General features: G+C 73.0%; 18 protein-coding genes. 9 read left to right on the top strand and 9 right to left on the bottom strand.

What is annotated here, in order from left to right; all coding sequences use genetic code 11:
* Window positions 1-14: 14 nt before the first annotated feature.
* The 4 genes from ACFV2X_RS20735 to ACFV2X_RS20720 form a co-directional block, all read right to left on the bottom strand.
* Window positions 15-1,496, bottom strand: coding sequence for a hypothetical protein (locus tag ACFV2X_RS20735; RefSeq protein WP_385618319.1), 1,482 nt, complete (start codon window positions 1,494-1,496; stop codon window positions 15-17).
* 86 nt (window positions 1,497-1,582) lie between these two features.
* Window positions 1,583-2,590 (bottom strand): helix-turn-helix transcriptional regulator, encoded by a 1,008-nt coding sequence (locus tag ACFV2X_RS20730; RefSeq protein WP_385618317.1) that lies wholly within the window; start codon window positions 2,588-2,590, stop codon window positions 1,583-1,585.
* A gap of 82 nt (window positions 2,591-2,672) precedes the next feature.
* Window positions 2,673-6,347 (bottom strand): S8 family serine peptidase, encoded by a 3,675-nt coding sequence (locus ACFV2X_RS20725; protein ID WP_385618314.1) that lies wholly within the window; start codon window positions 6,345-6,347, stop codon window positions 2,673-2,675.
* 246 nt (window positions 6,348-6,593) lie between these two features.
* Window positions 6,594-8,063, bottom strand: coding sequence for an aldehyde dehydrogenase family protein (locus tag ACFV2X_RS20720; protein WP_385618312.1), 1,470 nt, complete (start codon window positions 8,061-8,063; stop codon window positions 6,594-6,596).
* 207 nt (window positions 8,064-8,270) lie between these two features.
* On the opposite strand from ACFV2X_RS20720, the gene ACFV2X_RS20715 reads away from it, so the two are divergent.
* Window positions 8,271-11,801, top strand: coding sequence for a hypothetical protein (locus tag ACFV2X_RS20715; RefSeq protein ID WP_385618309.1), 3,531 nt, complete (start codon window positions 8,271-8,273; stop codon window positions 11,799-11,801).
* Window positions 11,802-11,820: 19 nt separating this feature from the next.
* Here ACFV2X_RS20715 and ACFV2X_RS20710 read toward each other — a convergent pair whose 3' ends face one another.
* On the bottom strand, window positions 11,821-13,983 hold the full coding sequence (locus tag ACFV2X_RS20710) for a helix-turn-helix domain-containing protein (protein WP_385618307.1): 2,163 nt from the start codon (window positions 13,981-13,983) through the stop codon (window positions 11,821-11,823).
* Window positions 13,984-14,263: 280 nt separating this feature from the next.
* Here ACFV2X_RS20710 and ACFV2X_RS20705 point away from each other — a divergent pair, with 280 nt between their 5' ends.
* Entirely contained in the window at window positions 14,264-14,899 is a 636-nt protein-coding gene (locus tag ACFV2X_RS20705) for a hypothetical protein (RefSeq protein ID WP_385618305.1), read from the top strand.
* Window positions 14,900-15,170: 271 nt separating this feature from the next.
* Entirely contained in the window at window positions 15,171-15,851 is a 681-nt protein-coding gene (locus tag ACFV2X_RS20700; protein ID WP_385618303.1) for a GPP34 family phosphoprotein, read from the top strand.
* 190 nt (window positions 15,852-16,041) lie between these two features.
* Here ACFV2X_RS20700 and ACFV2X_RS20695 read toward each other — a convergent pair whose 3' ends face one another.
* A complete protein-coding gene (locus ACFV2X_RS20695; protein ID WP_385618301.1) occupies window positions 16,042-16,458 on the bottom strand; it encodes an SsgA family sporulation/cell division regulator in 417 nt (138 codons plus the stop codon).
* Window positions 16,459-16,686: 228 nt separating this feature from the next.
* Between ACFV2X_RS20695 and ACFV2X_RS20690 the strand changes: the two genes are divergently transcribed.
* A complete protein-coding gene (locus ACFV2X_RS20690) occupies window positions 16,687-18,159 on the top strand; it encodes a zf-HC2 domain-containing protein (RefSeq protein ID WP_385618299.1) in 1,473 nt (490 codons plus the stop codon).
* Here ACFV2X_RS20690 and ACFV2X_RS20685 read toward each other — a convergent pair.
* Complete coding sequence (locus ACFV2X_RS20685; protein WP_385618297.1) at window positions 18,156-18,569, bottom strand: (4Fe-4S)-binding protein; 414 nt, start codon at window positions 18,567-18,569, stop codon at window positions 18,156-18,158. The genes ACFV2X_RS20690 and ACFV2X_RS20685 overlap by 4 nt on opposite strands.
* A gap of 196 nt (window positions 18,570-18,765) precedes the next feature.
* Here ACFV2X_RS20685 and ACFV2X_RS20680 point away from each other — a divergent pair, with 196 nt between their 5' ends.
* Window positions 18,766-19,905: a WD40/YVTN/BNR-like repeat-containing protein gene (locus ACFV2X_RS20680; protein ID WP_385618295.1), complete on the top strand. Its 1,140-nt coding sequence runs from the start codon at window positions 18,766-18,768 to the stop codon at window positions 19,903-19,905.
* Between the two features lie 51 nt (window positions 19,906-19,956).
* Here the strand turns inward: ACFV2X_RS20680 and ACFV2X_RS20675 are convergent, their stop codons facing one another.
* Window positions 19,957-20,259: a YciI family protein gene (locus tag ACFV2X_RS20675; protein WP_385618293.1), complete on the bottom strand. Its 303-nt coding sequence runs from the start codon at window positions 20,257-20,259 to the stop codon at window positions 19,957-19,959.
* Window positions 20,260-20,289: 30 nt separating this feature from the next.
* Here ACFV2X_RS20675 and ACFV2X_RS20670 point away from each other — a divergent pair, with 30 nt between their 5' ends.
* Complete coding sequence (locus tag ACFV2X_RS20670) at window positions 20,290-21,021, top strand: endonuclease V (RefSeq protein ID WP_385618291.1); 732 nt, start codon at window positions 20,290-20,292, stop codon at window positions 21,019-21,021.
* A gap of 159 nt (window positions 21,022-21,180) precedes the next feature.
* On the opposite strand, the gene ACFV2X_RS20665 is transcribed toward ACFV2X_RS20670, so the two are convergent.
* Window positions 21,181-21,678 (bottom strand): DUF1203 domain-containing protein, encoded by a 498-nt coding sequence (locus ACFV2X_RS20665; protein WP_385618289.1) that lies wholly within the window; start codon window positions 21,676-21,678, stop codon window positions 21,181-21,183.
* 186 nt (window positions 21,679-21,864) lie between these two features.
* Here ACFV2X_RS20665 and ACFV2X_RS20660 point away from each other — a divergent pair, with 186 nt between their 5' ends.
* The 3 genes from ACFV2X_RS20660 (at window position 21,865) to ACFV2X_RS20650 (ending at window position 25,558) form a co-directional block, all read left to right on the top strand.
* Entirely contained in the window at window positions 21,865-22,803 is a 939-nt protein-coding gene (locus ACFV2X_RS20660) for a dihydrodipicolinate synthase family protein (protein WP_385618287.1), read from the top strand.
* A 50-nt stretch (window positions 22,804-22,853) separates the two neighbouring features.
* Entirely contained in the window at window positions 22,854-24,251 is a 1,398-nt protein-coding gene (locus ACFV2X_RS20655; RefSeq protein ID WP_385618533.1) for a sialate:H+ symport family MFS transporter, read from the top strand.
* A gap of 173 nt (window positions 24,252-24,424) precedes the next feature.
* The gene (locus ACFV2X_RS20650; RefSeq protein WP_385618286.1) at window positions 24,425-25,558 is read left to right on the top strand and encodes a CaiB/BaiF CoA transferase family protein; all 1,134 of its coding nucleotides are present in this window, start codon (window positions 24,425-24,427) and stop codon (window positions 25,556-25,558) included.
* The last annotated feature ends 3 nt before the right edge of the window (window positions 25,559-25,561 follow it).

Genomic DNA, 25,561 nt, shown 5'->3' with positions numbered 1-25,561 from the left:
GGGCAAGATCGTCGTCACTGTCGACCACTGAGCAACCGGTGGATCGTTTCCTGAGGCAGTGCCGGGTTCGCGGCGGCGGGGTGGGCCAGTTCCTCGTCGTCGAGGAGTTCCATCAGCCGGGGCCGCGGGAGCTTCGGGTGGCGTGCCATGGCGGCTCGTATGACGGAGTCGGGGTCGTGGGTGAGCCGTTCCACGGTCGTCGGGGCGGCCTCGGGGTCGCGGGCGGCCAGCGCTCGGACTTCGGGGTCCTCGTGGTCCGCGTAGCCGGCCAGTCCGGTGGTCGGGAAATTCGGGCGGGTGGTGAGGCCCTGGCGGCTGTGGCCGGTGTACTCCAGAAAGCTGCGCAGCAGAAGCCGCGCCGGGGCGTCCGGATGGTTCTGGGCCAGCAGGACGCGTACGCCGAGGTCGTCGTCCTCGACCAGCCGGGCCACGAGGTCGGGCGGCAGCGAGTGGTCGATGGCCGCTTTCCGCCGCAGCATCGGGTGGCCGGAAAGCGCGTCCCGGCGTACGTCCTCGGGGTTCGGGAGGACATAGGGCTCGGGTATGTAGTGGAAGCAGCCGTCGATGGGGACCTCGTAGTCGATGGCGGCCCGTTCCTCCTCGCTCAACGCGGGGTGTGCGGACAGGGCCAGCCGCACCTTCGGGTCAGGGTCCACGGCGAGCGCGCGGCGCTCGGCCGGCCCGAGGTCCGGGCGGCCCGCGATCGCCTCGCGCACCTCCGGGTCCGGATCGGCGGCAAGGCGGACCACCACGTCGGCGGGCAGACTGGGGTTGGGGGCGATGAACACCCGGTTCGTCCCGTCCGGATCGGCGAGGGCGCTGTCCAAGACGGCCCTGCTGAGGCCCCGGCGCATCAGCCAGTAGCCGCGTCTGTGGAGCCCCCCTTCGAGGAAGGTGAGATCCGACGTCGCCGGATCATCCCATTGCGCATGCATCAGCGCGTATTCCCGGACCTCCTCGTCGGGGTCTGCCAGCATTGCGGCCCGGGTGTCGGCGGACAGGTGATCCCACGCCCCGACCCCCCAATGCCGGACCTTGGCGACGGGATGAGTCGGCATGGACCGCTTCAGCCCCATGGAGATCTGGCGGAAGAACGAGCCTCCGAGGGCTTCATTGTCGTATGTGCTGATCATCTGCACGACTGCCCGGTCGGGCAAAGGTCTGATGGGTACGTCGAGCGACGCTCGGGGCGCTTCGGCGAGGTGGGCGCGGACGAACCATTCCGGGTCGTCCATCAGCCGTGCCCGCTGAGCGGGATCCACGTGTGGATTGCGCGCGAAGAAGCTGCGGGTGTAGGTGTCGGGATGCTTGAGCGCGGCCTCGACCACGGCATCCGGCAGGACCCGATCCCGGCAGAGCACCATGCGTACGGCCGGTGAGTTGTCGGCGAGCAGCCGTAACAGGACGTCTTCCGAAGCGGACGGATTGAGCGCCACCCCGGCGAGCCGACGCTCTGCCGGATCAGCGGCGTCCCAGATGCCCCCAGGCGATTGCACGCTCCACCACTCCCCCCAGTGATCAAGCCCTCAGGGTGCCATCAGCCCTCGGTGGGGCACCAGGTTTCCGACCGGCGGTCCCGTGGCTACGCCCAGCCCCGGTGCGCGGCGCGGACGCCGGCCTGGAAGCGGCCGCCCGCGCCCAGGCGCTGTTGGAGGTCGCTGATCCGGCGGCGCAGCGTCCGCAGGCTGATGCCCAGGTGGCGGGCGATCGCCTCGTCCTTCATGCCGACGGCCAGCAGGCCGACCAGCGTGCGGTCGGCGTCGCCGAGCTCCTCGTCCTCCTCGGCCGGCGGGCCGTCCAGCGGTGTGGCCTGTTGCCACAGCGTCTCGAAGAGCGTCCGCAGGGCGTCGGTGAGCCCGGAGTGCCGTACGATCACCGAGCTGTAGACCGGCCCGGCGTCGACGCTGGTGAGCGGCAGCATCGCGGTCCGGCCGTCGATCACCATCAGCTTCATGGGGACGGTGGGCAGCACCCGCGCCTGTTCGCCGAGCGCGACCATGCCCTCGGCGTAGGCCAGCAGATCCGGGGACTCCAGGGATAGGACGGAGTAGAGCGCGCGGTACGCGACACCGCGGCGCAGCACCTCGCTCTGGAGGTCCAGCTGGGGGGTGAGCGGGGCGAGGTAGGGCGGGGAGTCGATGAGGCAGACCTCGTGTTCGGCCTGGGCGTACAGCTCCTCCAGCCGGGCGGCGTTGGCGCTCTCCCCGCGCACCACCTCGACGAGTCCGGCCGGTTCGGAGCGCAGCAGCCCCGCCGCGTAGATCTTGGCCATGCCGTCGGCGGTGGCGGCGAGCAGCTCGGACTCGGTTTCGCGCTTACGGATGAGGGCCCGGATGGCGATGCGGGGGTCCACCGGCCGCAGACCGCCGGTGGAGTCGGGGGCCTGCAGCAGGCCGAGGCGGAGCAGCCGGGCGCAGGCGCGGCGGACGCGTGACGGGGAGGCCCGGACCAGCTCCGACCAGGTGGTGACGCCGGCGTCCGGCTGATGGAGGATCGCGTGGTACACCGTCTCGTCGAAGTCGGAGACCCCTGCCGCGGCCCAGGGGCTCGGGCTCGTGGCGGGGGTCTCCTCGGCTGCTCTGTGGTCCACTTGCGGCGGCTCCGGCGCGTCGATGCAACGATTCAACGGCACGCTAGACGGAGTTTGTTACCGCCGAAGGGCGGATCTCGGCCTACTTCAGGCCATATGCGCGGGTGACCGTTTGATCGATTCGATTGCCGTCGGCGTCGGTGGCCTGGACGCGCAGGGCGACGAAGCCGTTGGAAGCGCTGAGAACGGGGTGTTTCACGGTGGCCTTGTAGCCCGCGCGGGAGCCGGTCAGCCTGACCTCCTTCCAGGTCCGGCCGTCGTCGTAGGACACCCACGCCTTGACCGTCTTGACCTTCGGCTCCTCCGCGCCCTCCTGATGGCGCGGCGCCAGTTGGAAGCTGAACCGGCGCCCGGCCTCGGTGCGGCCGAACAGGTCGAGGTCAAGGCCGTAGTCCACGGACAGGAGGGGGAGGGCCTTCGCCTGGGCCGTCCGGGCGGAGGTGAAGTCCCATGCGGTGCTGGTCCTCGTCGAGTACGCCGCCCAGTCCGCCGTGCGCTCGGCGTCGATCGTCAGCTTGTACGCGGCCTTGTCGGTGGGCACCTGGAAGGTGCCGGAGCCGTACGGGGCCTCGCCGACCAGCTTTCCGTCCGCGTGCAGACTCGTCTTGACCTTGTCCACGTTGTCCTTGGCCGCGCCCGCCGAGCCGTAGTGACCGCTGCCGGAGTCGGCGTACTCGGGGATGGCGAGGGTGAGTTCATCGCCCTCGCGCTGTGAGACGCCGAACTCGGCGGCGGTCGTCGGGCGGAACACGGGTGACAGCCAGTCGACCTTCTGCTTCGTCCCGGGCCGGTAGGTGACCAGCGGCGCCCACTGCCGGCCGGCGCCGTCGTAGTCCTGCATGGCGGTGCGCCAGACGCGGGTGTCGGGGGCGGCGCTGTAGTACTCGGTGCGCTGGGTGCCCAGCGGCACGTCGTACTTCGACTCCACCGAGAAGAGCTGGTACGGACGGAAGGTGTGCGTGGCCTCGGCGCCGATCTGCCCCTTGGCCGAGCCGAGGTAGCGGGCCGTGACCTTGGTGGTGTTGCGGCTGTCGAGGGGGTAGGTCAGATCCTTGCCGATGGCACCGGGCTCGGGCAGCAGCACGTCGTACACGTACGGGCTGACCGCCGTGCCGCCGAGGTCGAGCGTCACCGCGCCGCGGCTCTCCGCGGTGAGCAGGGACAGCAGCTTGTCGCCCTCCTCGCCGGGTATGGAGATGGCCGGGATCGTGGCGCTGTCGACCGCGGTGAGCCACAGCCCGGCCGTGGTCCTGCGGTACACGAGGACGTAGGCGGCGCCCGCCTTGGTGGCGTTGATGACGGCTTCGTCGGGCCAGCCGTCCGGTGGCAGGCCCACCAGCACGGCCTTGCCCTTCACGTCCAGGCCCTCGAAGTCCTCGGCCGTGCCGCCCTTGGCGTCCACCAGCCGCACTTTGCGGCTACCGGTGATCTTGACGGGCCAGCCCGTGTACGTGTCCACGTACTGCGGGTTCAGCGTCACCCGCGCCGGGCTGGTGGCGCTCGCCGTCAGCTTCCGCTTCTCCAGCCGCCATCTGCTGTAGAACTCGAAGGAGCCGTCGGTGACCTGCTTGGTCGGGGCAGCGTAGATGTGCTTCTTCCACTTGCCCATGGCGTAGGTGAGGCCGAAGGAGCTGCCTCCCTTGCGCTCCCGGTGCCAGGAGGTGGTTACGCCCTGGAGCTCGGCGTCCTTCTCCTTGGTCTGTGGCTTGATCTCGACGGCCTTGCGCGCGTCGAGAGTGAGCGAGGTGTCGCCGGTGACCTCGATCTGCGGGTCGCCGACAATGCTCGTCCCGACCTCGTGCCGTCCGCTGTCGAGGATGGGGATCCAGGTGGCGAGGGAGTAGGTGCCCTTCTCCACCCGGAAGGTCTCGGAGGCTGTCATATAGCCGAACTGGTTGTATGAGTAGTCGGCGAGGTTCTGAAAGGTGAAGAGGGCCGACGGCGCCGGCTTGCCCTCGCGGTCCAGCAGTTCGACCTTCAGGTCGTACAGATCCGCCTCCCGCTCGTACCCGACGGCCGTGGTGGCCTTGACCGTGCCGTCCTCACTGGTCGCCGTGATGTACCCGGTGTGGCGGCCGACGTCGGCCTTCGCCGGGTCGACGGTCACCGCGACCTTCGCGGCGCCGTTCGCCGGCACCGTCACGCTGTCGGACTCCAGCGAGAGCGACCCGCCGTCCACCGAGGGCGCCAGCTTCAAGGTGACCGGCTTCTCGGTGGCGTTGGTGTAGGTGATCGTCTTGGTGTCCGGCGCGTCGTCCGCGTACCCGTACAGGCCGTAGCTGAGGGTCGGGGTCGCGAAGACGTTCTGGGTGACGGCGCGCGGTACGTCGACCCGGCCGTCGCCCTGCTGGAAGGGGGCATTGGCGGTGTTGGTCCTCGCGGTGCTGGCGAGGGACGCCTTGATCTGCTGGGCGGTCCAGTCGGGATGCGCCTGGGCGACGATCGCCGCCGCACCCGCGACATGCGGCGTGGCCATGGAGGTGCCGCTGGCCGTGGTGTACAGGTCGTCGACCGGAGTGCCCATGCTCGTACCGGCCGCCCGGGCCGCCGTGATGGCGACGCCCGGCGCCGTGATCTCCGGCTTGACCGCGGAGTCCCCGATACGCGGGCCGCGGCTGGAGAACGACGCCAGCTTGTCCTGCTTGTCGACGGCGCCGACGGTCAGGGCCGAGTCCGCGATGCCGGGTGAGCCCAAGGTCTGCTCGAACGGGCCGGCGTTGCCGGCCGCGATCACGAACAGCGCCCCGGACGACGCCGAGAGCTGGTCCACCGCCTCGCTCATCGGGTCCGAGGGGCCGCTCGCCGTGCCGCCGAGGGACATGGAGATCACCTTGGCGCCGGAGTTCGCGGCCCACTCCATGCCTTCGATGAGCCACGAGGAGTAGCCCTCGCCCGCGTTGTTCAGCACCTTCCCGACCAGCAGCTTCGCGCCCGGTGCCACGCCTTTGCGCTTGCCGTCGGAGGCGGCGCCGCCGCCCGCGATCGTGGCGGCCACATGGGTGCCGTGCCCGAAGCCGTCTTGGACCGTCTCGTCCGGGACGAAGCTCTTGGACTCGGCGACCGAGTCCTTGACGTCCGGGTGCGCCGCGTCTACGCCCGTGTCCAGTACGGCGACCTTGACGCCCTTGCCGTCGTATCCGGCCTTCCACATCTCGGGGGCGCCGATCTGCGGGACGCTGACGTCGAGGGAGACCTTGACCTTTCGGTCCAGCCACAGCTTCGCCAGGCCCTTGGCATGGCTGATGTCGGCCCAGAACGCCGCGGCGTCGGCCTTCTGCGCGCTGAACGCGGCGCCGCCGACGCTGGACAGGGTCAGCGTCTTCCGCGCGCCCTCGGGTGTCGGATGCGTGCCCTTGGTGCGGTAGGTGGCGATGACCGGTAACGAGCTGGTCTTCTTGTCGTCGTAGCCGTCCTTGACGAGCTGGGTGATGTTGAACAGGTTCGCGTCGAGACGGCCCGCGGACAGCAGCTTGAGCGCGTCGTCGGGGACGACGCTGATCTCCTTGCCCTGCTGACTGGCCACGAAGTCGACCGACTCGCGGCCCGGGGCGCGCTTGACGTCCACGGCGTACCGGCCGTCGTCGCCGGGGGTGACGGTGACCGTATCGCCGGTGATCAGGGTGACCGTGTGTTCCGTTCGGACCGACGGGTCCTTCGGGGTGGCCTGGGACGGCTGCCCGCTCGCCACAGGCGCGGCCAGGCCGCTGAGCAGCCCGGCCGCGCCGGTGACAGCCAAAAGGCGACGCAATCTTCGCATCGGCTGGCTTTCCTCCCTCATCGCATCATCCGACTCTCCTGTCGGAAGGTGCGATCAGAGTGGTGGCCGGGAGCGAACGTGCTCAAGGGAAACCTGTGGCCAGGCTGTGCCAACGCCCCTATCGGTCACGGGAGCCGTACCAGGGAGCTTGCGTAGGAGGGGCAGTCGTATCAGGGGGCTTGCGTATCAGGGGGCTTGCGTATCAGGGAGCTTGCGTATCAGGGGGCTTGCGTATCAGGGGGGCGGCTACTCGAACCAGTGCTGCGGGCTCGGCGCCGTGTTGCGCCAGATGTGCTTGGTCTCCTGGTAATCGGCCAGCCCAGCCCGGCCCAACTCCCGCCCCGTGCCGGACTGCTTCATTCCGCCCCACTCGGCCTGCGGCACATACGGGTGGAAGTCGTTGACCCACACCGTCCCGGCGCGCAGCCGCGAGGCCATCCGGTGTGCCCGGGCGGCGTCCTGCGTCCATACGGCCGCGGCCAGGCCGTAGACGGTGTCGTTGGCCAGGGCGAGCGCTTCGTCCTCGTCGCGGAACCGCTCGACCGTCAGCACCGGGCCGAACGACTCCTCCTGGACGACGGACATGTCCGGGGTGCAGTCGTCCAGCACGGTCGGCAGGTAGTAGTAGCCGTCTTCCAGCGTCGGGTCGGCCGGGGGTGTGCCGCCGCAGCGCAGCACCGCGCCCTCGTCCAGCCCGGCCGCCACATACATCGCGACCTTCTCGCGGTGGTCGGCGGAGATCAGCGGGCCGGCGCGGGCGTTCTCGTCGAAGGGGCCGCCGAGCCGGATTCTGCGGGCGCGGTGGACGACCTCGTCGACGAACGCGTCGTGCAGCTTCTCCTGGACGAGGAGCCGGGCGCCCGCCGAGCAGACCTGTCCGGAGTGGAGAAAGATGGCGGTCAGGGCGTGATCCACGGCGGCGTCGAACTCGGCGTCGGCGAAGACCACATTGGGGTTCTTGCCGCCCAGCTCCAGCGTGAGCTTCTTGACCGTGGGCGCGGCGGCGGCCATGATCCATCGCCCGGTGGGCACGCTGCCGGTGAACGACACCATGTCCACCCGCTCGTCCGTGGTCAGCGGCGCGCCCACCGTCGATCCGGTGCCCAGGACGAGATTGGCGGTGCCCGCGGGCAGCCCGGCCTCCGCCAGCAGCCGCATCAGGCCGATCGCGGAGTGCGGGGTCAGTTCGCTGGGCTTGAGGACGAAGGTGTCGCCGGCGGCGAGCGCGGGGGCGACCTTCCAACTGGTCTGCAGCAGCGGGTAGTTCCACGGGGCGATCAGGACGCAGACGCCGACCGGCTGATGCACGACCCTGCTGTCGATCTCGGGGCGGCCCGCGTCGACGACCCGGTCCGCCCCGTCGGTGGCGGCCAGATCGCCGAACCAGTGGAAGCAGGCGGCGACATCGTCGAGGTCGTACTCGCTCTCGACCAGCCGCTTTCCGGTGTCCATCGACTCCGCGCGGGCCAGCTCCGCCTTGTCGCGGCGCAGCAGATCGGCGACGCGCAGCAGCAGCCTGCCCCGCTCCGCGGCGGGGAGGCGGGGCCACGGGCCGCGGTCGAACGCGTCCCGGGCGGCCTCGGCCGCGGCGGAGGCGTCCTTGGGGCCGGCGTCGTCGACCGTGCCGACCAGCCTGCCGTCCGCGGGGGAGTGGATCTCCCTCACTTGTCCGTCGAGAGCGGCGGTCCACTGGCCACCGATGAACAGCTCCGGCATGGGGTGCCTCCGGGCTCGGAGGGACGGTGCGCATACCTGCGGCGGTGCGCATGAACCCGTATATACCGAGCCTAGGCGGCGCCTCCCGGCCTCGCACGGCGTGTGAGGGGCATCCACCTGGTCTGGCTGGTGTACGCGTACACCAAAGTGACGGGGGAACCGGGGGTGACGTCCTCGGCTGACCGCCCGGCATGCACAATCCCTGCCATGGTCCGTGATCCGCAAGCCCCGCGATCCCCGCAAGCCCCGCAGTCCCCGCACGCTCTCGCCGACGAACTGCTCGCCGCCCTCGATCCGCTGCCCTACCCGAGCCGGATGCGGGAGCTGGCCCTGCGAGCACGGGCGGCGAGCGCCCACGGACAACTGGCGGGGTTGCTCGACGAACTGTCGGAGCGTGGCGGGTACGAGCGGGCGCTGGCCGCGACTGCCGCGGCGGTCGGCGGCCGGACCGGCTATCTGGAACTGCGGCTGGCCGATCCCGACCCCGTCGTACGCGGCCAAGCCCTCAAGGCCGCGCGCCGCGGCCGGCTCACGGACGCCGCGCTGGAGGCCGCATTCGAGGCCGCCCCCGCCGCCATACGGCGCCAGCTGGCCCGTACCGTCGTCGCCGGGCGGCGCACCGCGCTCGCCGACCGCCTCGTCGGGCCCCTGCGGGAACGCTGGGGCGACGCGGAGGCGGCCCGGCTGCTGCCCGCCTGCGGGCCCGAGACCGTCGCCCGGCTGCTCCCGCACCTCTTCCACGCCGTCACCAGCTGGCGCGCCCTCGCCTCCCGCCACCCCGCCGCGGTCCTCGACGAGGCCGAGCGGCAGCTGGTCGCGCTCCCCGAGGCGCTGCGCCACCACTGGTGGCTCCGCCACGCCCCTTGCGTCGCGCTCGCGGCGTCCGCCGAGCCGCAGCGGGTCCTCGGGCTGCTGGAGCAGCTGTGCCACAGCGTGCTGCCGCTTCCGGTGCGGCATCGGCTGGGCGCGCTGGCCGCCGCCGAGCCCGGCCGTACGATACGGCTCCTGCTGGCGCCCGAACACGCCGGAGTCCTGCGCGGCCGGGGCTTGGAGCGGGCCGTGCTGCGGCGACTGGTCCGCGCGAACCCGCCCGAACTGGTCGACCTGGCGCGGGCGCTGGGCCACGACGCCCACGCCCTGTCCCGGCTGCTGGCAGCCCTGCCGCCCGCCCGCCGCCCCGACTTCTTCGACGCGGCCGTCGCCGAACGCGACCTGAGCCGCGCCGATGTGGAACCCGACCTGCTCGAGGTGCTGCCCCGGCCGCGCCGGGTGGCCGAGGCCCGCCGGATGGCCGCGCGGGCGCATGAGCGGGGCGCGCACTGGGCGACGGTGCTGGAGTCGGTCGCGTATCTGCCGGTCGAGGAGGCGCGCGATGAACTGCTGCGGGCCGCCCGCCGCTCCTCGGCCGACGACCGCGCGCTGGCCTACCCGCTCCTCGTACGCAACACCGCCCGCTCCGGCGACCCGGACGCGGTCACCTCGCTGCTGGCCCTGCTGGAGCGGCTGCGCAACGAACAGGACCCGGTGCGGTCGGCCGCGCTGCGCGCACTGGCCGAAACGCACCCCTCCCTCTTCCCGGACGCGGCCGCCGAACACCTGGACCGGATCGCCACCGACGCCATCGAGGCACGCGACTCCTCGCCGACGACCCGGCAGGCCCTGCGCCTCCTGGCCGTCGCCCTCCTGCGGGAACACGCCGTCACCGGCCGGCGGGAGCTGATCGGCTGGGCGCTGCGCACCGTCACCCGGCTCGCCGGGAACGTCGGCCGCACCGACCTGGGCCGGCTCGACCACACCCTGCGGCGCGGCCAGGAACAGGCGGTCTTCGAGGCGCTGCGGCCATGGCTGGAGGCGGGCGCCGACCGGGTCGACCACGAGCTGACCTTCGCCCTCACCCGCTCGCTCGGGCGCCGCGCTCACGCCATGCCCGAGCTGCAGGAACTGCTGCGGCAGGCCATTCAGTTCGGCAGCAACACGACCGTCCGCACGGCCGTGGGGCTGTGGCTTGACGACCCCGCGCGGCGCGACGAGCGGGTCGCCGAACTGCTCGCCCTCGAGCCCTCGGCCGCCGTGCTGCCGCCCGTCCTCGCGGTGCTGACGCACCGCCGCACCGATCTGCTCGACGTCGTGCTGGACGACACCCCTCCCTACGGCCGCTTTCTGACGCCCGGCAGCCACTGGACGCCCCCGGTCGACCACAGCACCGGCCGCTGGCTGCCCCGCCAGCGCGCCGCCGCGGCCCGGCTCCTCGCCCGCGCCGCCGCCGACGGCTCGCTGCGCACGGACCAGCGCACGGCGGCCATCGCCGCCGCCGCGCGCATCCCGGACTACGGCGCCGAGACCGCCCTGGCCTGGACCGACTCCGAAGACGTGGCCTTGGCGGAGGCCGCCCTCGCCGCCCTGGCCCGGACCGACCGCCCGGGGGACCACCTTCCCCTGCTGCTCACCTACGCGGGCGGCGACCGGGCCCGGGTGGCGGTCTACGCGGGCACGAGGGCATCCCAGTACGTGGCGCCGGCGCGGCTGGAGGGGTTGCTGCGCGGGGTGCTCGTGCCGGGGGAGGCGGCGGCGGGCCCCGCGGCTGTGGGCGTCGGGGTGGTACCCGGGGCGGCTGCTGGGGTGGCTGACGGTCCGGCTGCTCAGGCCGCTCCGGTGGCTCCAGCCGTGCCCGCGAAGGTCACCAGCCGGAAGGAGGCCGCGCGGCTGGCCGCCACCCGGTTGCCGACCGCCGACGCCGCCGCGCTGCTCGCCGACGTGTACGACGCGCCGGGCCAGCACCACGATGTGCGGGCCGCCTGTGTGGTCTTCGCGACCGGGCTGCTCGGCCACGAGTCCGCCTGGGAGCTGCTGGCGGCCGCCGCCCGTGAGCGGCGCGAACTGCGGTGGGTCGTGCTGCGCACACGCCCGCTGGACCTGCCCGAACTCCACCGGGCCCGCTACGCCCGCCTCGTACAGGACGCATGCGACACGGATGACCCCGAGGTCGCCTGGGCGGGCCACGCCGCGCTCGCCACCTGGTCCCCCTGGGCGCCGGACTCGGCGGCGGTGCTGGTGGCCGCCGCCACCGATCTGGACGACCGGGCCTGCTGGCAGTCCGCCGCCGACGCGCTGATCGACCTGATGGCCGCCGTGCCCGGGGGCATGCCCGCGGACAACCCCCTGGCCTGGGTCCTCGCGGCCCTCGCCGCCGCCGACGCCCACCCGCAGGTGCCCGACGCCGAACCGGACCGTGACCGCCCGGCCCGCCGCCGCATCCGGCGCATCACCGACAGACTGGCCCAGCACAGCCGGATGCGGCCGGGCACGATGCGGCCCGTGGCGACCGCGGCGGCCGAACTCCTCGCGGGCTACGAGCCCTTCGTCGCCGACGCCGCCCATGTGCTCGTCAACGCCGTCGACCTGGACGCCGAGCCCCGTGTCCTCACCGCCGCACTCGCCCGGCTGGCCCGTCTGCACGCCACCCGGCCCGCGCTCGCGGCCCATACCGCCGACGCCCTCAGCCAGAGGCTTCGTACCGCCTCGCGGCCCGGCCGGAGCGAGGCCCTGCTGCGGGCCGCGCGGGACCTCGGCGACGACGGCGCACTCGCCTCCGGGCTGTTCGCCGTCACCCTCACCGACGTGGGCGGCGCGCGTACGGAATGGGCGGAGCCCTGGCGGACCCGCCTGCGCACGCTGCGCCGCCACCCGCACCCGGACGTCCGCGATGCCGCGCTGTTCCTGATGACCGCGCAGGAGTGAGCGCTCGTGCGTATGACGCCTAGTCATTCCGACGCCAGACCTGTTCCTCGAACTGGTAGCCGTACTCCGGGCGCCCCTTGACACCGCTGGTGCGGAACGGCGCGCCGTGGTCGTCGATCCGTATCGTCCCCTCGCGGTCGCCACTGGTCCAGTCGAGCTCCAGATACCAACTGCAGTCGCAGCCGGACGTACGGGCGTTGACCAACAGCACCTCCGGGTCCGTGTCGGACACGCGATACGGAAAGCGGACGGCGGGGATCGGCTCGCCGGCGTCGTTGCCGTCCGTCGGGACGGCCAGGGGGCGGGCGGCGTCCAGGTCGACGGAGAAGGCGCGCGGGGTCAGGGAACCGCCGCAGCCGTTGTCCATCGTGAAGGAGGACCAGGGCAGCGATGCGCGCCGCCCCACCACCCGCACGTGCAGGGCCTGCAGCACGACGGCCGACTCCGAGCGGCCCTTCACCGTCATCTCGACGTTCGTCGTGCCGCCGTGCACCGCGCCATGCGCGGACGCCCAGGCCGCGGCGTCCTGCTCGACGGGCGGCGGGGCGACCTGGGACGGGGGACGGTTGATGAGATAGCGGTGACCGCAGCCGTTCTCCCAGACGTGGGAGCGAGTGCTGATGGTGAGCGGGGTGCCGCTCCCCGGCTTGTCGTCCCGGCCGCCGCCCGAGCCGCCGCCGCTGGATCCGCCCTGCCCGGGCGACGCGGAGGCGGACGCGCCGCCGCGCCGCTTGCCGCCCCGGGGTGAGGCCGACTCGTGCCCGTCAGCCGTGTCGTCCTTCTTGAGCTCGCCCCGCGCGGTGGGGCGGGTTGATGGTGCGGTGCCTGAGGCGGGCGCGGAGGGTGCGGGGGACGAGGGCGATGAGGGGAATGTGGCGGCCTCCTCCCGCTCGCCCCCGGTGGTCGACCGCACCTCCACGGCCGTGAGAGCGAGAACGGCCGCCGCGGCCGCCCCGAGCACCAGCCCCCACCGTCGGCTCCGCCAGGCGCGAAGCCCGTCCGTCCGCCTCCCCGCGCCGTCCACCGCGGGCACGGGCCGCAACGATCCGCGCCCCGCCGCGCTCCTCCTCCCTCTTCCCGCAGCTCCCGCCGCACCCCCGTCCGGACCATCGGTCGCCCGCCCGCCCCGCGCCACGTTGCCCCCTACCGCGCGCCGTTCGCCACCGGCCCGTGCCCGCTGCCGCTCGGCCGACGGACCATCACCCCCACGCGCCCCTGGTCCCGTGCCAACACCGCCCGCACGCGAGGCACCACCCTGGCCCGCCTCGCGCCCCGCCGTGCCTTCGGCGCTGGGGGCTGCCTTGGTGTGGCCTTGGGCCGTGTCGTCCCTGGGCACGTCGGCCCCTGGGCCGGTGGGAGGTGGAGTCTTTCCGCGCTTGTCGTGGCCGGAGTCGGCCGAGCCCTCTGCGGCGAAGGGCACCGTGGCCCGGCCTGCGGAAGTGTTGCTCCCCGTGGTGGCGTCCTTCGCCGTGCCCCCCGCCTCGCTCGCGCGGGCCCGTGACGGCCCGGGCGCGCGGTGGTCCGGCTGGGCCGGGGACGAAGGGTTTCGTGGCCCGGTGGGGGTCGGTGAATCGTCCGCCGCGCGCTGTCGCTTCGCTCCGCGCGGCTCGCCGCCGGTGTCGGCTGCCGACCGCTGCTCCTCATCGCCGCCTACGGCAGCCGCCTGACCCGCCGCGTCGTGGCGGTCGGCGGTGAGCCCTGCCACGTCCTGCTCTCTGCCGCCCTGCCCCGCCGGGTCGGTGGTGCGGGCGGCCTGCGGCGGGTGATGGTGCGGGTCGGCGGCCCGCCCCGACTTGTGGGCATCGACGGTCCGTCCAACGGCATCGGGCGCCCCGACGGCCTGCGTCGCCACGCCGCGCTTGGCTGTGGCGTGCCCTGACGCGCCGTCCGGCGTGGTCGTCGGCACGCTGCCGCCCCGGCCGGAGGCCGCTCGTCTCGCCGCGTCCGCCAGGAGCCACCGGCGGTGTAAGGCGATCAGCTCCTCCGATGTGGCTCCGCACAGCCGCGCGAAGCGCTCCACCGGCGCGTACTCCGCCGGCACCGCGTCACCATTGCAGTAGCGGTGCAGCGTCGACGTGCTGACGTGCAGTCGCGTGGCCAGCGCGCCGTAGCTTTGGCCCGATCGGTCCTTCAGCCTGCGCAGACTCTCCGCGAACTCGGTGATCTCTTCCCCGTTGCTCACCTGAACCACCCCCCACGATTCCATACACCGCCACCCGCGCTCAGGTTCCACCGTCCCGCGACCGCGTTCCAGGCTGTTGTTGTTCCCCCAAGTCAGAGTACGTGTAGGCATTCCAGCGTCCCGGATGCCACGCCACCCGTAGCGGCGGCGGCACGGCGACGCCCACGCTGGGAACCTGCTGCCGCGACCGCCGTGGCGTATCACAGACTCGGACCGCGATGCCCCGGTCCGCGCAGATCCGGTCCGTACAGACGCGGGCCGAAGAGACGGGAAACACCTCATGCACAGGCACAAGCACAAGCGCTCCCTCCGCGCCGGCCTCGGCGCCCTCGCCGCGGTCACCGCGGCCGCCGTGGCCGTTGTCGGGACCGGAACGGCCCAGGCGAGCGTTCAGGCGGTTCCGGCCCATCTGGTGCCCAAGGAACTGCCGCCGCACCCGAAGTCGGACTGGTACGCGAGCGACGTCACCAAGGGTCTGCCGGAGAACGGTCCATTCTGCGTCGAGCACACGCTGCCCTCGGCGGGCGCCACCCACCGGACGTTCTGGACCGAGTACGACACGAGCGCGAGCCAGGTCGTCGTCAGGACCGGGACCGTGGACGCCGCCCGCAAGCTCGCCGCGGCCGCCGAGAAGAAGATCCAGAACTGCGCCTCCGACTGGGAGCGGGACCACCCGGAGGGCACCGCCTCCTGGCGGGACTATGGAGCGGTTCGGGCGGAGGACGGGGCCCACGTCTACGGCGTCCACACCTCGTACCCGGACTCAGAGCCGGGCATCCACCTCTTCGGGGTGGGCCGCGACGGACGGACCGTGACCATCGTCCAGTGGGGCGAGATGGGCGGCTACGACCAGGCCCCGGTGGCCGACTTCGAGCGCACTACGACGACCGCGGTCGTCAAGCTCTACCAGGAGTAGCGCTCAGAGGGAGCAGCCACCGGAAGCGTTGTTCGCCCGGAGGCACCGCGTATCAAGGGGACCATGTCCGGCCGTGTCGGCTACGCGCGCGCAAGGGGGGTGCGCGTCGTCGTCACGCCGGCGAGTGTGGTGACAGCAGTCACCACATCGGTTCTCGGGAGGCGGGCGTCTCCGGGCGAGCGGCGTGCGTGGGGCCGTCGTGAAGTGACACCTCGGGGGTACTGAGGAGATCGTGGTCAATGAGGCAGGTCGCAGATTTCAGGAGGCCCCCGTGCCCAACGGTTCCCTCTCACTCGCCGCCAAGCTCTATCTGCTGGCCTGGGATCCCCGTACCGGACGGCCCGCCGATGCCGATCATCTGCCGTATCTGGTGCGGGCCGGGGCCCTCACCGAACTCGCGCAGCGCGGGATGCTGGCCGACGAGGACGGCGTCGCGCGGCCGGTCGCCGACGCCAGGACCGGGGATTCGGCACTCGACTCGCTGCTCGAACTTATCTTCGAATCCCGGCCGCACACCTGGCATGCCTGGGTGAGGCACCACGTACGGCTGACCGAGCGCGCGGTGCGCGACCAGCTCGTGGCGGCCGGCTATGTGCGGGCCAAGGGCAGGCGGGCGCTGGGGCTGCTGCCTGTCAAGGAGTACGAGCTGGAGCGGCCGGATGTGGTGGCGGGGATGCGGGAGGACGTGGTGCGGCTGCTGCGCGGCGGGCAGAGCGTGTCGGAGGTGTCCGCCGGGGATGCGGCGCTCGTCGCCCTCGCCGCGGCGGGCGAGCTGCGGACCGTCGTGACGGCCGCGGACGCCAGGGCGCACAAGGCCCGGATCGCCGAGCTGGCGCGGCGCAGCGGCCAGGTGGGGCCCGCATTGGAGAAGGCGCTCGGTCAGGTGCGGTCGGCGGTGGCGGTCGCGGTCACCGGAGTGACGCTCTCGGGCGCGTTGGCGGCGGCCGGCTGAGGAGCGGTCGCGAGCGACGCCGGCGGAGCCGGGTGAGCAGGGGAGCAAAGGGGGGGAGCGGGGGATTACGGGGGATCAGGGGGCGCAGGCGAGACGGGGGAGTGGGCGGCAGGGGAGCAGGGTGCCCGGGAGAGGGGGCGGCCCGGCATCGGCGCCGGGCGCGGCGGGCACCGCCGGTCGCCCTGCCCCCTCAGGCCTCCCGCAGCAGCACGGCCAGGTCGTGGTCGAGGTCCAGCCGCTCGCTCTCGCTGCCCTCGGGCACCAGGGTGTACGACCGGTCGAGGAAGAGCTGGAGATCATCGGTGTCGAACTGGACCATGGCCATGCCCTCCGGGGCGTGGAACTCCAGAACGGTGCGGTGCGGGCCGCACGGCCACACCAGCACGTCGCCGCTGCCCGCCGGGCCCCGCAATCCGGCCGTCAGCAGCTCACGCCCGAAGGTCCACTCCACCGCCTCCCCGTCCAGGGACGCGGTGGGCGGGAAGGAGACGCGCACGGCGAACGGGTCCTCGCGTTCGTAGCGCAGGCATGCGGGGATGGCGCGTGCCTCGGGCGTCGACGCGATGAGGCGGGCCTGGACGGCTTGATCGATGATGGTGGTGGTCACAACGCCTGCTCCTTGCGGCTCGGTGCGGGTCCTTGCCTCTCTACGTCTGTAAGACGTACGGGCTATGACCCCAGTGCACCCGCGGCGGACGTGACGTGTGTCACGACCATATTTTCGGGTGGAGATGCGACATTTAGGCTTGCGGAATCCACGCAAAGTCTCAGGTGCCGTGCTGAGCTGTTACAAAACCGCGGCTCGGCGAGGCATCACTCCAGGGGTTGTTCCACCATGACCGAAGGTCCCGCATCGCTGGACGCGGATACCTACATCCGGCTCCACCAAGACCACCATCCACACCTCATCGCCTACGCCCGCACCCTCATCGGCACCCCATGGCCGGCCGAGGACGCGGTGGCCGAGGCGTACTTTCTCGTGTGGCGGCGGTTGCGGTCGGGCGAGGCCGTCGGTGATGTTCCGGCCGTTCTGAAGGCCACCGTGCGTGACCTTGCCATGTCCGCCGCAAGGCGCGACCGGGCGCAGCGCGTCTCTTACGTCGACCTGCTCGCGCGCGTCATCGAGGATCTGCCGCAGCGGTGGGTGAAGGCGCTGTGGCAGGCGGAAGCGGAGCGGCAGCCGCCGGTGGCGGAGGTGGGCCGCCGGGCGGCGGCGGGTACGAGCCCCGCCGCCGCGCTGGAGCGGGCCCGGGACGGGATGCGCCAGCACTTCCTGCGGGCCCAGCCGGGCGGCCCGGCCGACCCGGCCTGCGGGTGGTGCTGGGAGCGGCTGCCCGAGCATGTACGGGGCGCGGACTCGCCGACCCAGGCGGAGCAGGTCGCGATCCATGTGGCCGGCTGTGCGGACTGCCGGACGCGGGTGGAGCAGCTGATGGCGGCCGACGTGCGGCTGTCCGCGCTGGTGGGTCCTGCCCTGATGGTTCTCCTGTCCCGGGGGACGGCCGACTACCTGGTGCCGCTGGCCCGCGCGGGCGGCGCGGTGGCGGCCCTGTCTTCCCTGCCGTCGGGTGGCGCCCACGCGGGCCCGGCGGCCGACACGGTGAAGCTCCCGGCCCGGACGTCCGAGGACCGCCCCCCGCGCCACCGGGCGCGGCGACGGGCGGGCCGGGCCGGCCGGCCGGTCGCGGTCATGGCCGGGGCGGGCGCGCTGGCCCTCGCGGGGGCGGCGGTCGCGGCCGGGCTGGTGCTCACGGGCGGCGACTCGTCCGGACCTGAGCAGCGCACGGCGGGCTCTCAACCCTCGTCCGCATCGTCCCCGGGAGCGACCTCGTCGCCGTGGGGGCAGGAGTCGGCGCGGTCGGACACGGCGGGACACGGGGCCTCGGGCGATGCCGCCTCCGGGCGCTCCACCAAGGGCGCTCCCTCCGGCGACGCCGCCGATCAGTCGCCGGGGCGCTCGCCGTCCTCGTCCACGGCGCCCTCGTCGGCGTCGTCCGCCCCCGGCACGTCCGGCACGTCGAAGAGCACATCGGCGTCCGGGACGCCGTCCACGGCGAAGACCCCCACCCGGCCCCCGGCCACCCGGCAGCCGACCCCGACGCGGACGCAGAGCGCCACGCCCAAGCCGACCCAGAGCCAGGACCAGACCGCGACCGCGACTCCCGAGCCGACCACGACAACGACCGAGCCGCCCGCCGCGGAGCCGAGCAAGTCGACAAAGCCGGCCGAACCGGCCAAGCCGGCCAAGGCGACCGACGAGTCCCCGGCGCCCGGCCGTAGCGGGGGAGACGGCTGGGACAACGGCTAGGGCCGGCTGCCGCAGGGGCCGGATCCGTCGCAGTACGGGGCGTTCGCGCTCGTCCCGCAGCCGCACAACGCCGCGCGGGTCTCCTGGCGGGGCCCCGTCGCGGTCTCGACCCGGAGGTCGCCGCGGACGAGGATCTGGCCCGAGTCCGTACGGGTGACCGCCGTGGGGCGGACCGGGGTCTCGGTTTGGCCGTTGGCCATCCGGTAGCGGAGGGCGCCGGAGGTGCACCGCCGGACGATCTCGGCGACGACATCCGCGGGGGCGCCGTTCGGCTGGATCCACGGCTGCCGCTCGGGGTCGAAGACCTGAGGCAGCGCCCGGACGCATTCGCCCGCGTGGAGACATCGCGCCGCTTCGTAGTGGATGGTGACCATGGTTCCCACATACGGCTTCGAGCGTTCGACGTCCATGGCCGCCTCAGCCCCCGGCTCGGCTCTGGGGATTCGACAACTCGTCTGACGAACGGTGGAACACGGGGTTTGACATGCGGTACGCCTCCTCGCTCCCCCCGCCCCACCATAGGAAGGCCCAACCGGTCCCGCGATTCGGCGTCCGGCGTCACTCGTCCGTGGACGGCGTCCCTCCAATGGGCTAGCTTCCGGCGCCATGACGGAGAAGAAGACCACCAAGGGGCTCACAGGACTCAAGAGGCTTACGGGGACGCTGAGACGCGCGGCAGCGGCCGGGCTGTGCGGCGCGGCGCTCCTATCGGCCGTTGCCGCCGCGCCGGCGCAGGCCCGACAAGGGCGCGCGGAGGGCCTGTCGGGCGCGATGTGGCGGCTGAAGGACAGCGGCAGCGACGCCCGGTTCCGCGGGCTCGCCGCCGTCAGCCGTACGACGGCGTGGGTGGCGGGCTCGAAGGGGACCGTGCTGCGTACGCACGACGGTGGGCGCAGTTGGCGCAACGTGTCGCCCCCGGGTGCGGAGGGGCTGGAGTTCCGGGACATCGAGGCGTTCGACGCGCGGCGCGCGGTGGTGCTGGCGATCGGTGAGGGCGAGGCGTCCCGGGTGTTCCGTACGGACGATGCCGGCGCGACCTGGACGGAGAGCTTCCGCAACACCGATCCGCGCGCCTTCTACGACTGCCTGACCTTCTTCGACGCGCGCAACGGCATCGCGCTCAGCGACCCGGTCGACGGCAAGTACCGCGTCCTGGCGACGGGCGACGGCGGCCGCAGCTGGCGCGTGCTGCCCTCGGACGGGATGCCCGCCGCACAGCCGGGCGAGGCGGCGTTCGCGGCCGGCGGGCAGTGCCTGGTCAGCGCCGGGCGCCGGGACGCGTGGTTCGCCACCGGGGGCGCGGCCACCGCGCGCGTGTTCCACTCCACCGACCGCGGCCGCACCTGGACGGTGGTCGACGCACCGCTCCCGGCGGGCGACCCGGCGCGCGGCGTCTTCGCGCTCGCCTTCCGCGACGCCCGCACCGGCCTGGCCGTCGGCGGCGACTACCGCGCCGGGCAGCCGTCCCCGAAGGCGGCGGCCGTCACGGCGGACGGCGGGGCGGTCTGGACGGTGGCCGACGCGCCGCCGCCCGCGTACCGCTCGGGCGTCACCTGGCTGCCGCACAGCCGTCGCACCGCTCTCGCAGTCGGCCCGACGGGTACGGATGTGACGACCGACGGCGGCCGCACCTGGCGCACGGTGGACCAGGGTTCGTACGACACTGTCGACTGCGCCCCGGACCTGGGCTGCTGGGCGGCGGGCGAGCAGGGCCGCGTGGCCCGTCTGGAGCCGACTGGGAGGTAAGTCCGGTCAGAAGACAAGTCTGGTCGGGAGGTAGGTCCGGCCGGAGGCGGATCAGGACGGCGGCGGCTGTTGGCGGTGGGCCGCGAGCTCGGGAGAGGTCTTCGTGGCCAGGAATTCGGTGATCCGGTATTCGCACAGGCCCGCGACCGAGAACGGGTCGGTCGCCACCAGCCGTTCGATCCTGGTGCGGTCGTCGCCGACCGCCAGGATGATCCCGCCGTCCCGCGGGACCTTGCGGCCGGAGGCGATGAAGTCGCCGGACGCGTAGCGCCCCTGCAACCAGGTCACGTGGTCGGGGAGCGCGGCGTCGATGCGCTCGAGGGGCGCGGTGTAGGTCAGTTCCAATACGAACATGATCGCGAGGCTAGTAGCGTGGGGTGCATCATGACCAGCGCATTCGACCCCGGGCCCGCCGCCGAGCCCAGCTACGAGCTCCCGCCGGGCTGGCCGACGACCGAGGCCGAGGCGGCCGCTGTCCAGGAGCGGCTGCGCGGCTCCGTACTGGTGGGCGGCGACCTGCCCGCGCCGGGCAGCGGCGCGGGCGCCGTCGTGGGCGTGGACGTCGCCTACGACGACGAGCGGGGCGTGGTCGCGGCGGCCGCCGTCGCGCTCGACCCGCGCGGCCTCGCGGTCGTGGGGGAGGCCACGGCGGTCGGCCCGGTCACCTTCCCTTATGTGCCGGGCCTGTTGGCGTTCCGCGAGATCCCGGCCGTCCTCGACGCGCTGGGCACCCTGGACCGCCTCGGGCACCGCCCCGACGTCGTGGTCTGCGACGGCTACGGCCTCGCCCACCCGCGCCGCTTCGGGCTGGCCAGCCATCTGGGGGTGCTGACCGGGCTGCCCACCATCGGCGTGGCCAAGAACCCCTTCACCTTCACCCACGACGCCCCCGGTCGGCGCCGCGGGCAGTGGTCACCGCTCCTGGACGGGGCGGAGGAGGTGGGGCGCGCGCTGCGCACGCAGGACGGCGTGAAGCCGGCCTTCGTCTCCGTCGGCCACCGGGTGACCCTCGCGGACGCCTGCGCGTACGCGCTGCACCTGGCCCGCGACTACCGGCTGCCGGAGACCACGCGGCGGGCCGACGCGCTGTGCCGCCGGGCGCTGGCGGGGGCGTGAGGCGTACGCACCAGGCGCGTAAGCGTAAGCCGCGCCCACCAGGCACGTAAAACGCACTAGGCGCGTAAGACGCACCCAACAGGCGCGTGAACCGCGCCCGCCAAGCGCCCCGGGCGCAAGCGCCATCTGCGTGCGACCCCCGTACGCGCGCAGCGCCGCTCAGCCGGCCGTCCGCCGCGTCTCCGCGTGGAAGCAGCCGTACTCCACGGCGCGTACGTGCACCGCGGCCGCCTCCGGATTCCGCTGGTAGACCTCCGCCAGCCCCTCCTCGATTGTCAGGTCCCCGCCGTCCAGCAGCAGCCCGCCGATGATGGCGCCCTCGGCGGAGTACGCCCGCAGCACCCTGCGCTCGCCCCGCATGGCGTCCGGGTAGCCGCCGCCCGGCCAGCCGCCGCAGTCCTCGGTGTGGATGAAGACCGGGCCCACCTCGCTGTACGGGCCGGGCGTGGCGCCCGTCTCGAGTGCCCAGCGGCGCAGCGGGGCGTATGAGACGAGCGCGATCGTCTCGCCCGGCCGGCTGCGGCCCAGGCAGCAGCGCAGCGGGTTGCCGCCCTCCTCGTCGACCACCATGCGCGGCGGGTTGCCCGCGTCGTCACTGATCCGCAGCTGCTTCAGTACCTCGGGCGCGATGGCCCGGATCTCGTAGTTCTCGCTCATGCCGTCCATGCTGGTCGTCGGGGCCGCCCGGCGCTGGCGGGATTCGGACGGCGCGCTGGAGGGACGACGACGCGTCCGGGGGCTTGACACCGTGTTGGCGCTCCGTCAGATTCAGCGCGAACATGGGACGTCCGACGTCCTGAATGACTGAAATATTCGTACGATCGTCAGAAGGCCAGGTTCTCGATGAGTCTGCCGACCCCGCTCACCGGTGTCGTCCCACCCCTGTGCACCCCGCTCACCCCCTCCGGCGAGGTCGACACCCGCTCCCTCACCGCGCTCGCCGAGCGGCTGATCGGCGCCGGAGTCAGCGGTCTGTTCGTCCTCGGGTCCAGCGGCGAGGCCGCCTATCTGAGCGACCGCCGGCGGCGCGCCGTCCTGAAGACCGTGACCGAGGCCGCGGCCGGGCGGGTGCCGGTGCTCGCCGGGGTGATCGACATGACCACCGAGCGGGTGCTCGACCACGCCCGTACGGCGGTGGAGTCGGGCGTGGACGGGCTCGTCGCCACCGCCCCCTTCTACACCCGCACCCACCCCGTGGAGATCGCCGACCACTTCCGGCGCATCCGCGGCGGCGCCGGTCTGCCGCTCTTCGCGTACGACATCCCGGCCTCCGTCCACACCAAGCTCACGCCCGCCACCGTCCTCCCGCTCGCCGCCGAGGGCACGCTGGCCGGGCTCAAGGACAGCAGCGGGGACGACGGCGCGCTGCGCCGCCTCCTGGTCGAGGTGCGCCGGCGCGGGCTGCACACCTCCTTCTCGGTGCTCACCGGCTCCGAGCTGGCCGTCGACGGCGCGCTGCTGGCGGGGGTGCACGGGGTCGTCCCTGGCCTGGGGAACGTCGACCCGGAGGGCTATGTACGGCTGTACGAGCATGCGCGGGCGGGCCGCTGGGAGCGGGCGGCGGCCGAGCAGGACCGGCTGGCCGCGCTCTTCGCCATCACCGACGTCGGCGACCCGGCCGCCATGGGAGGCAGCTCCTCCGCGCTCGGTGCCTTCAAGGCCGCCCTGCATCTGCTGGGCCTGATCGACTGCCCGGCCACCGCCCCTCCCCAGGTGCCGCTGGGCGACGCCGCTGTGAAGTCAGTCCGTCAACTTCTGGAATATGGAGGGCTCTTGCCGTGACCGCACCCCTGCCCTGGTACCGGGAAGTCTCCCTCCGGCAGTGGAAAGCGATGTTCGCCGCCTGGATCGGCTATCTGCTCGACGGTTTCGACTTCGTCCTGATCACGCTGGTCCTGACGGAGATAGCCGACGAGTTCGACCTCAGCGACGCCTCGGCGGCCTCCCTGGTCTCCGGGGCGTTCATCACCCGCTGGCTCGGCGGTGCGCTGCTCGGTGCGCTGGGCGACCGCTACGGGCGCAAACCCGCCATGGTCGTCAGCATTCTGCTCTACTCGCTGGGCACCTTCGCCTGCGGCTTCGCATGGGACTACTTCAGCCTGTTCACCGCCCGGCTGCTGATCGGCATGGGGATGGCGGGGGAGTACAGCGCGAGCGCGACGTACGCCCTGGAGAGCTGGCCGGCCCGGCTGCGCAACCGCGCCTCCGGCTTTCTGATCTCCGGGTTCGCGGGCGGCTCGATCATCGCCGCCGAGCTCTACAAGTGGGTCGTGCCCCACTGGGGCTGGCGCTGGATGTTCTGGATCGGGGTGCTGCCCGTGTTCGTGGCCCTGTGGGTGCGGCGCGCGCTCCCGGAGAGCGGGGACTGGAGCGAGGCGACCGGCGGCGGGCCGCGCCCGAACCCGTTCCGGCCGCTGTTCGCCGGGCGTCGCCGGGCCTCGCTGAACACGGGGCTGGCGGTGGCCGCGAGCGTCGCGCTGTTCTGCGTCTTCACCCCGGTGGGCGAAGGGATGGTGTGGCCGCTGGCGCTGGTGGCGGCGGGGTGTCTGTTCGCCTTCGCCGCGCAGCTCGGCGGGCGGCGGCGCTGGGTGCTGTACATGGCGCTGATGTGCACCGTGTTCTGCGCGTTCCTCTACAGCTGGCCCATCCAGGCGCTGCTGCCCACCTATCTGAAGAAGGAGCTGGGCTACGACCCGGGCGAGGTCGCGGACATGATGTTCTACGCCGGGTTCGGGACCATGGCCGGCTGCTGGCTCGCCGGGTTCATGGGCGACTGGCTGGGCACCCGCCGCGCGTACGCCTTGACCCTCCTGGCCTCGCTGGCCTTCGTCTTCCCGGTGTTCGCGGTGCAGAACAGCCTGGCCGGGCTCGGGGTGCTGCTGTTCTTCCTGCTCGCCCTCAGCCAGGGGATCTCCGGGATCCTGCCCAAGTACATCGCGGGCCACTTCCCGACCGAGACCCGTGCCGCGTCGCTCGGCTTCGTGTACAACACCGGGGCGCTCGGCGGCGCGGTCGCGCCGGTGCTGGGCGCCCACCTGGCGGAGGGCATGTCCCTCGGACGGGCGCTGGCGGTGCTCACCTTCGGGCTCACCCTGGTGGTGATCGTGCTGGTCGGCGGCAATGTTCCCCAGCGTCTCGCCCGGCTCACCGACCCGGGCGCACCCGATGACCACCTCGTGCCCGAGCGGCCGTTGCCGGCGTCTGCCGCTAGCGTGGAGAGGGCCGGCTGAGGGACCGGCGGCCCGCGCTCCGTCCGGCTCGGGCGGTCAAATGCCTGGTGAGCGAGGTGTTTTGAGCGCCCGCCCGGTTATCCACAGGCTCGCCGTGGGGGCTTGTGGAATGCCGGGCGCGTTCTTAGCATCAGCGGTGTTACAGCAGTGGTGTCATACGGTTTGGGGACGGCATGGCGGCGACAGAGCACGGCCCGCTGGCGGGGGTGCGCGTGGTGGAGCTCGCGGGGATCGGGCCGGGGCCGTTCGCCGCCATGGTCCTCGCCGACCTCGGCGCCGATGTGGTCCGCGTCGACCGGCCCGGCGGCACGGGCGGGCTGAAGGTCGACCCGGCGTACGACCTGGCCAACCGCAACAAGCGCTCGGTGCTGCTCGACCTCAAGACCGAGCCGGGCCAGGCGGCCGTGCTCGATCTCGTGGAGCGTGCCGACATCCTCATCGAGGGATACCGCCCGGGCGTCGCCGAGCGCCTGGGCGTGGGCCCCGACGCCTGCCGGGCACGCAACCCCCGGTTGGTCTACGGCCGGATGACCGGCTGGGGCCAGCAGGGCCCGCTCGCCGAGACCGCAGGCCATGACATCGGCTATATCGCGGTCACCGGCGCGCTCGGCATGATCGGCGCGCCGGACGGCCCGCCCGCCGTCCCCGCCAATCTCCTCGGGGACTACGCGGGCGGCTCGCTCTATCTGGTGATCGGCGTCCTCGCCGCCCTCCAGCACGCCCGCACCTCGGGCGAGGGCCAGGTCGTGGACGCCGCGATCGTGGACGGCACGGCCCATCTGACCGCCGTCATCCACGGCATGATGGCGGCGGGCGGCTGGCAGGACCGGCGCGGCGCCAACCTCCTCGACGGCGGCTCCCCCTTCTACGGCACCTATGAGACCGCGGACGGCGGCTATATGGCCGTCGGAGCCCTCGAGCCCAAGTTCTACGCCGAGTTCATCGAGCTCCTCGGAATCGCGGACCAGGCGCCGGGCCGCCGCGACTTCGACCGCTGGGGTGAGCTGCGCGCCCTGATCGCCGACCGCTTCAAGCAGCGCACCCGCGAGGAGTGGACGGCCGTCTTCGCCTCGTCCGATGCCTGCGTCGCCCCTGTCCTCTCCCTCCGCGAGGCCCCCGGCCATCCGCATCTGGCCGCCCGCGCCACCTTCGTCGACCACGGCGGCATCACCCAGCCCGCCCCCGCCCCGCGGTTCTCCGCCACCCCGGGCGCGGTGCGCCGCCCGCCCGCCCGGCCCGGGGCGGACGCCGCCGAGGTGGCCCGCGACTGGGGCGTGCCGCCCTTTCCGCAGGAGAGCCCCATATGAAGC

The organism is Streptomyces sp. NPDC059679 (assembly GCF_042734105.1).
In the GTDB taxonomy this organism is placed as follows: domain Bacteria; phylum Actinomycetota; class Actinomycetes; order Streptomycetales; family Streptomycetaceae; genus Streptomyces.
This window is presented reverse-complemented; position numbering and strand designations above follow the sequence as displayed.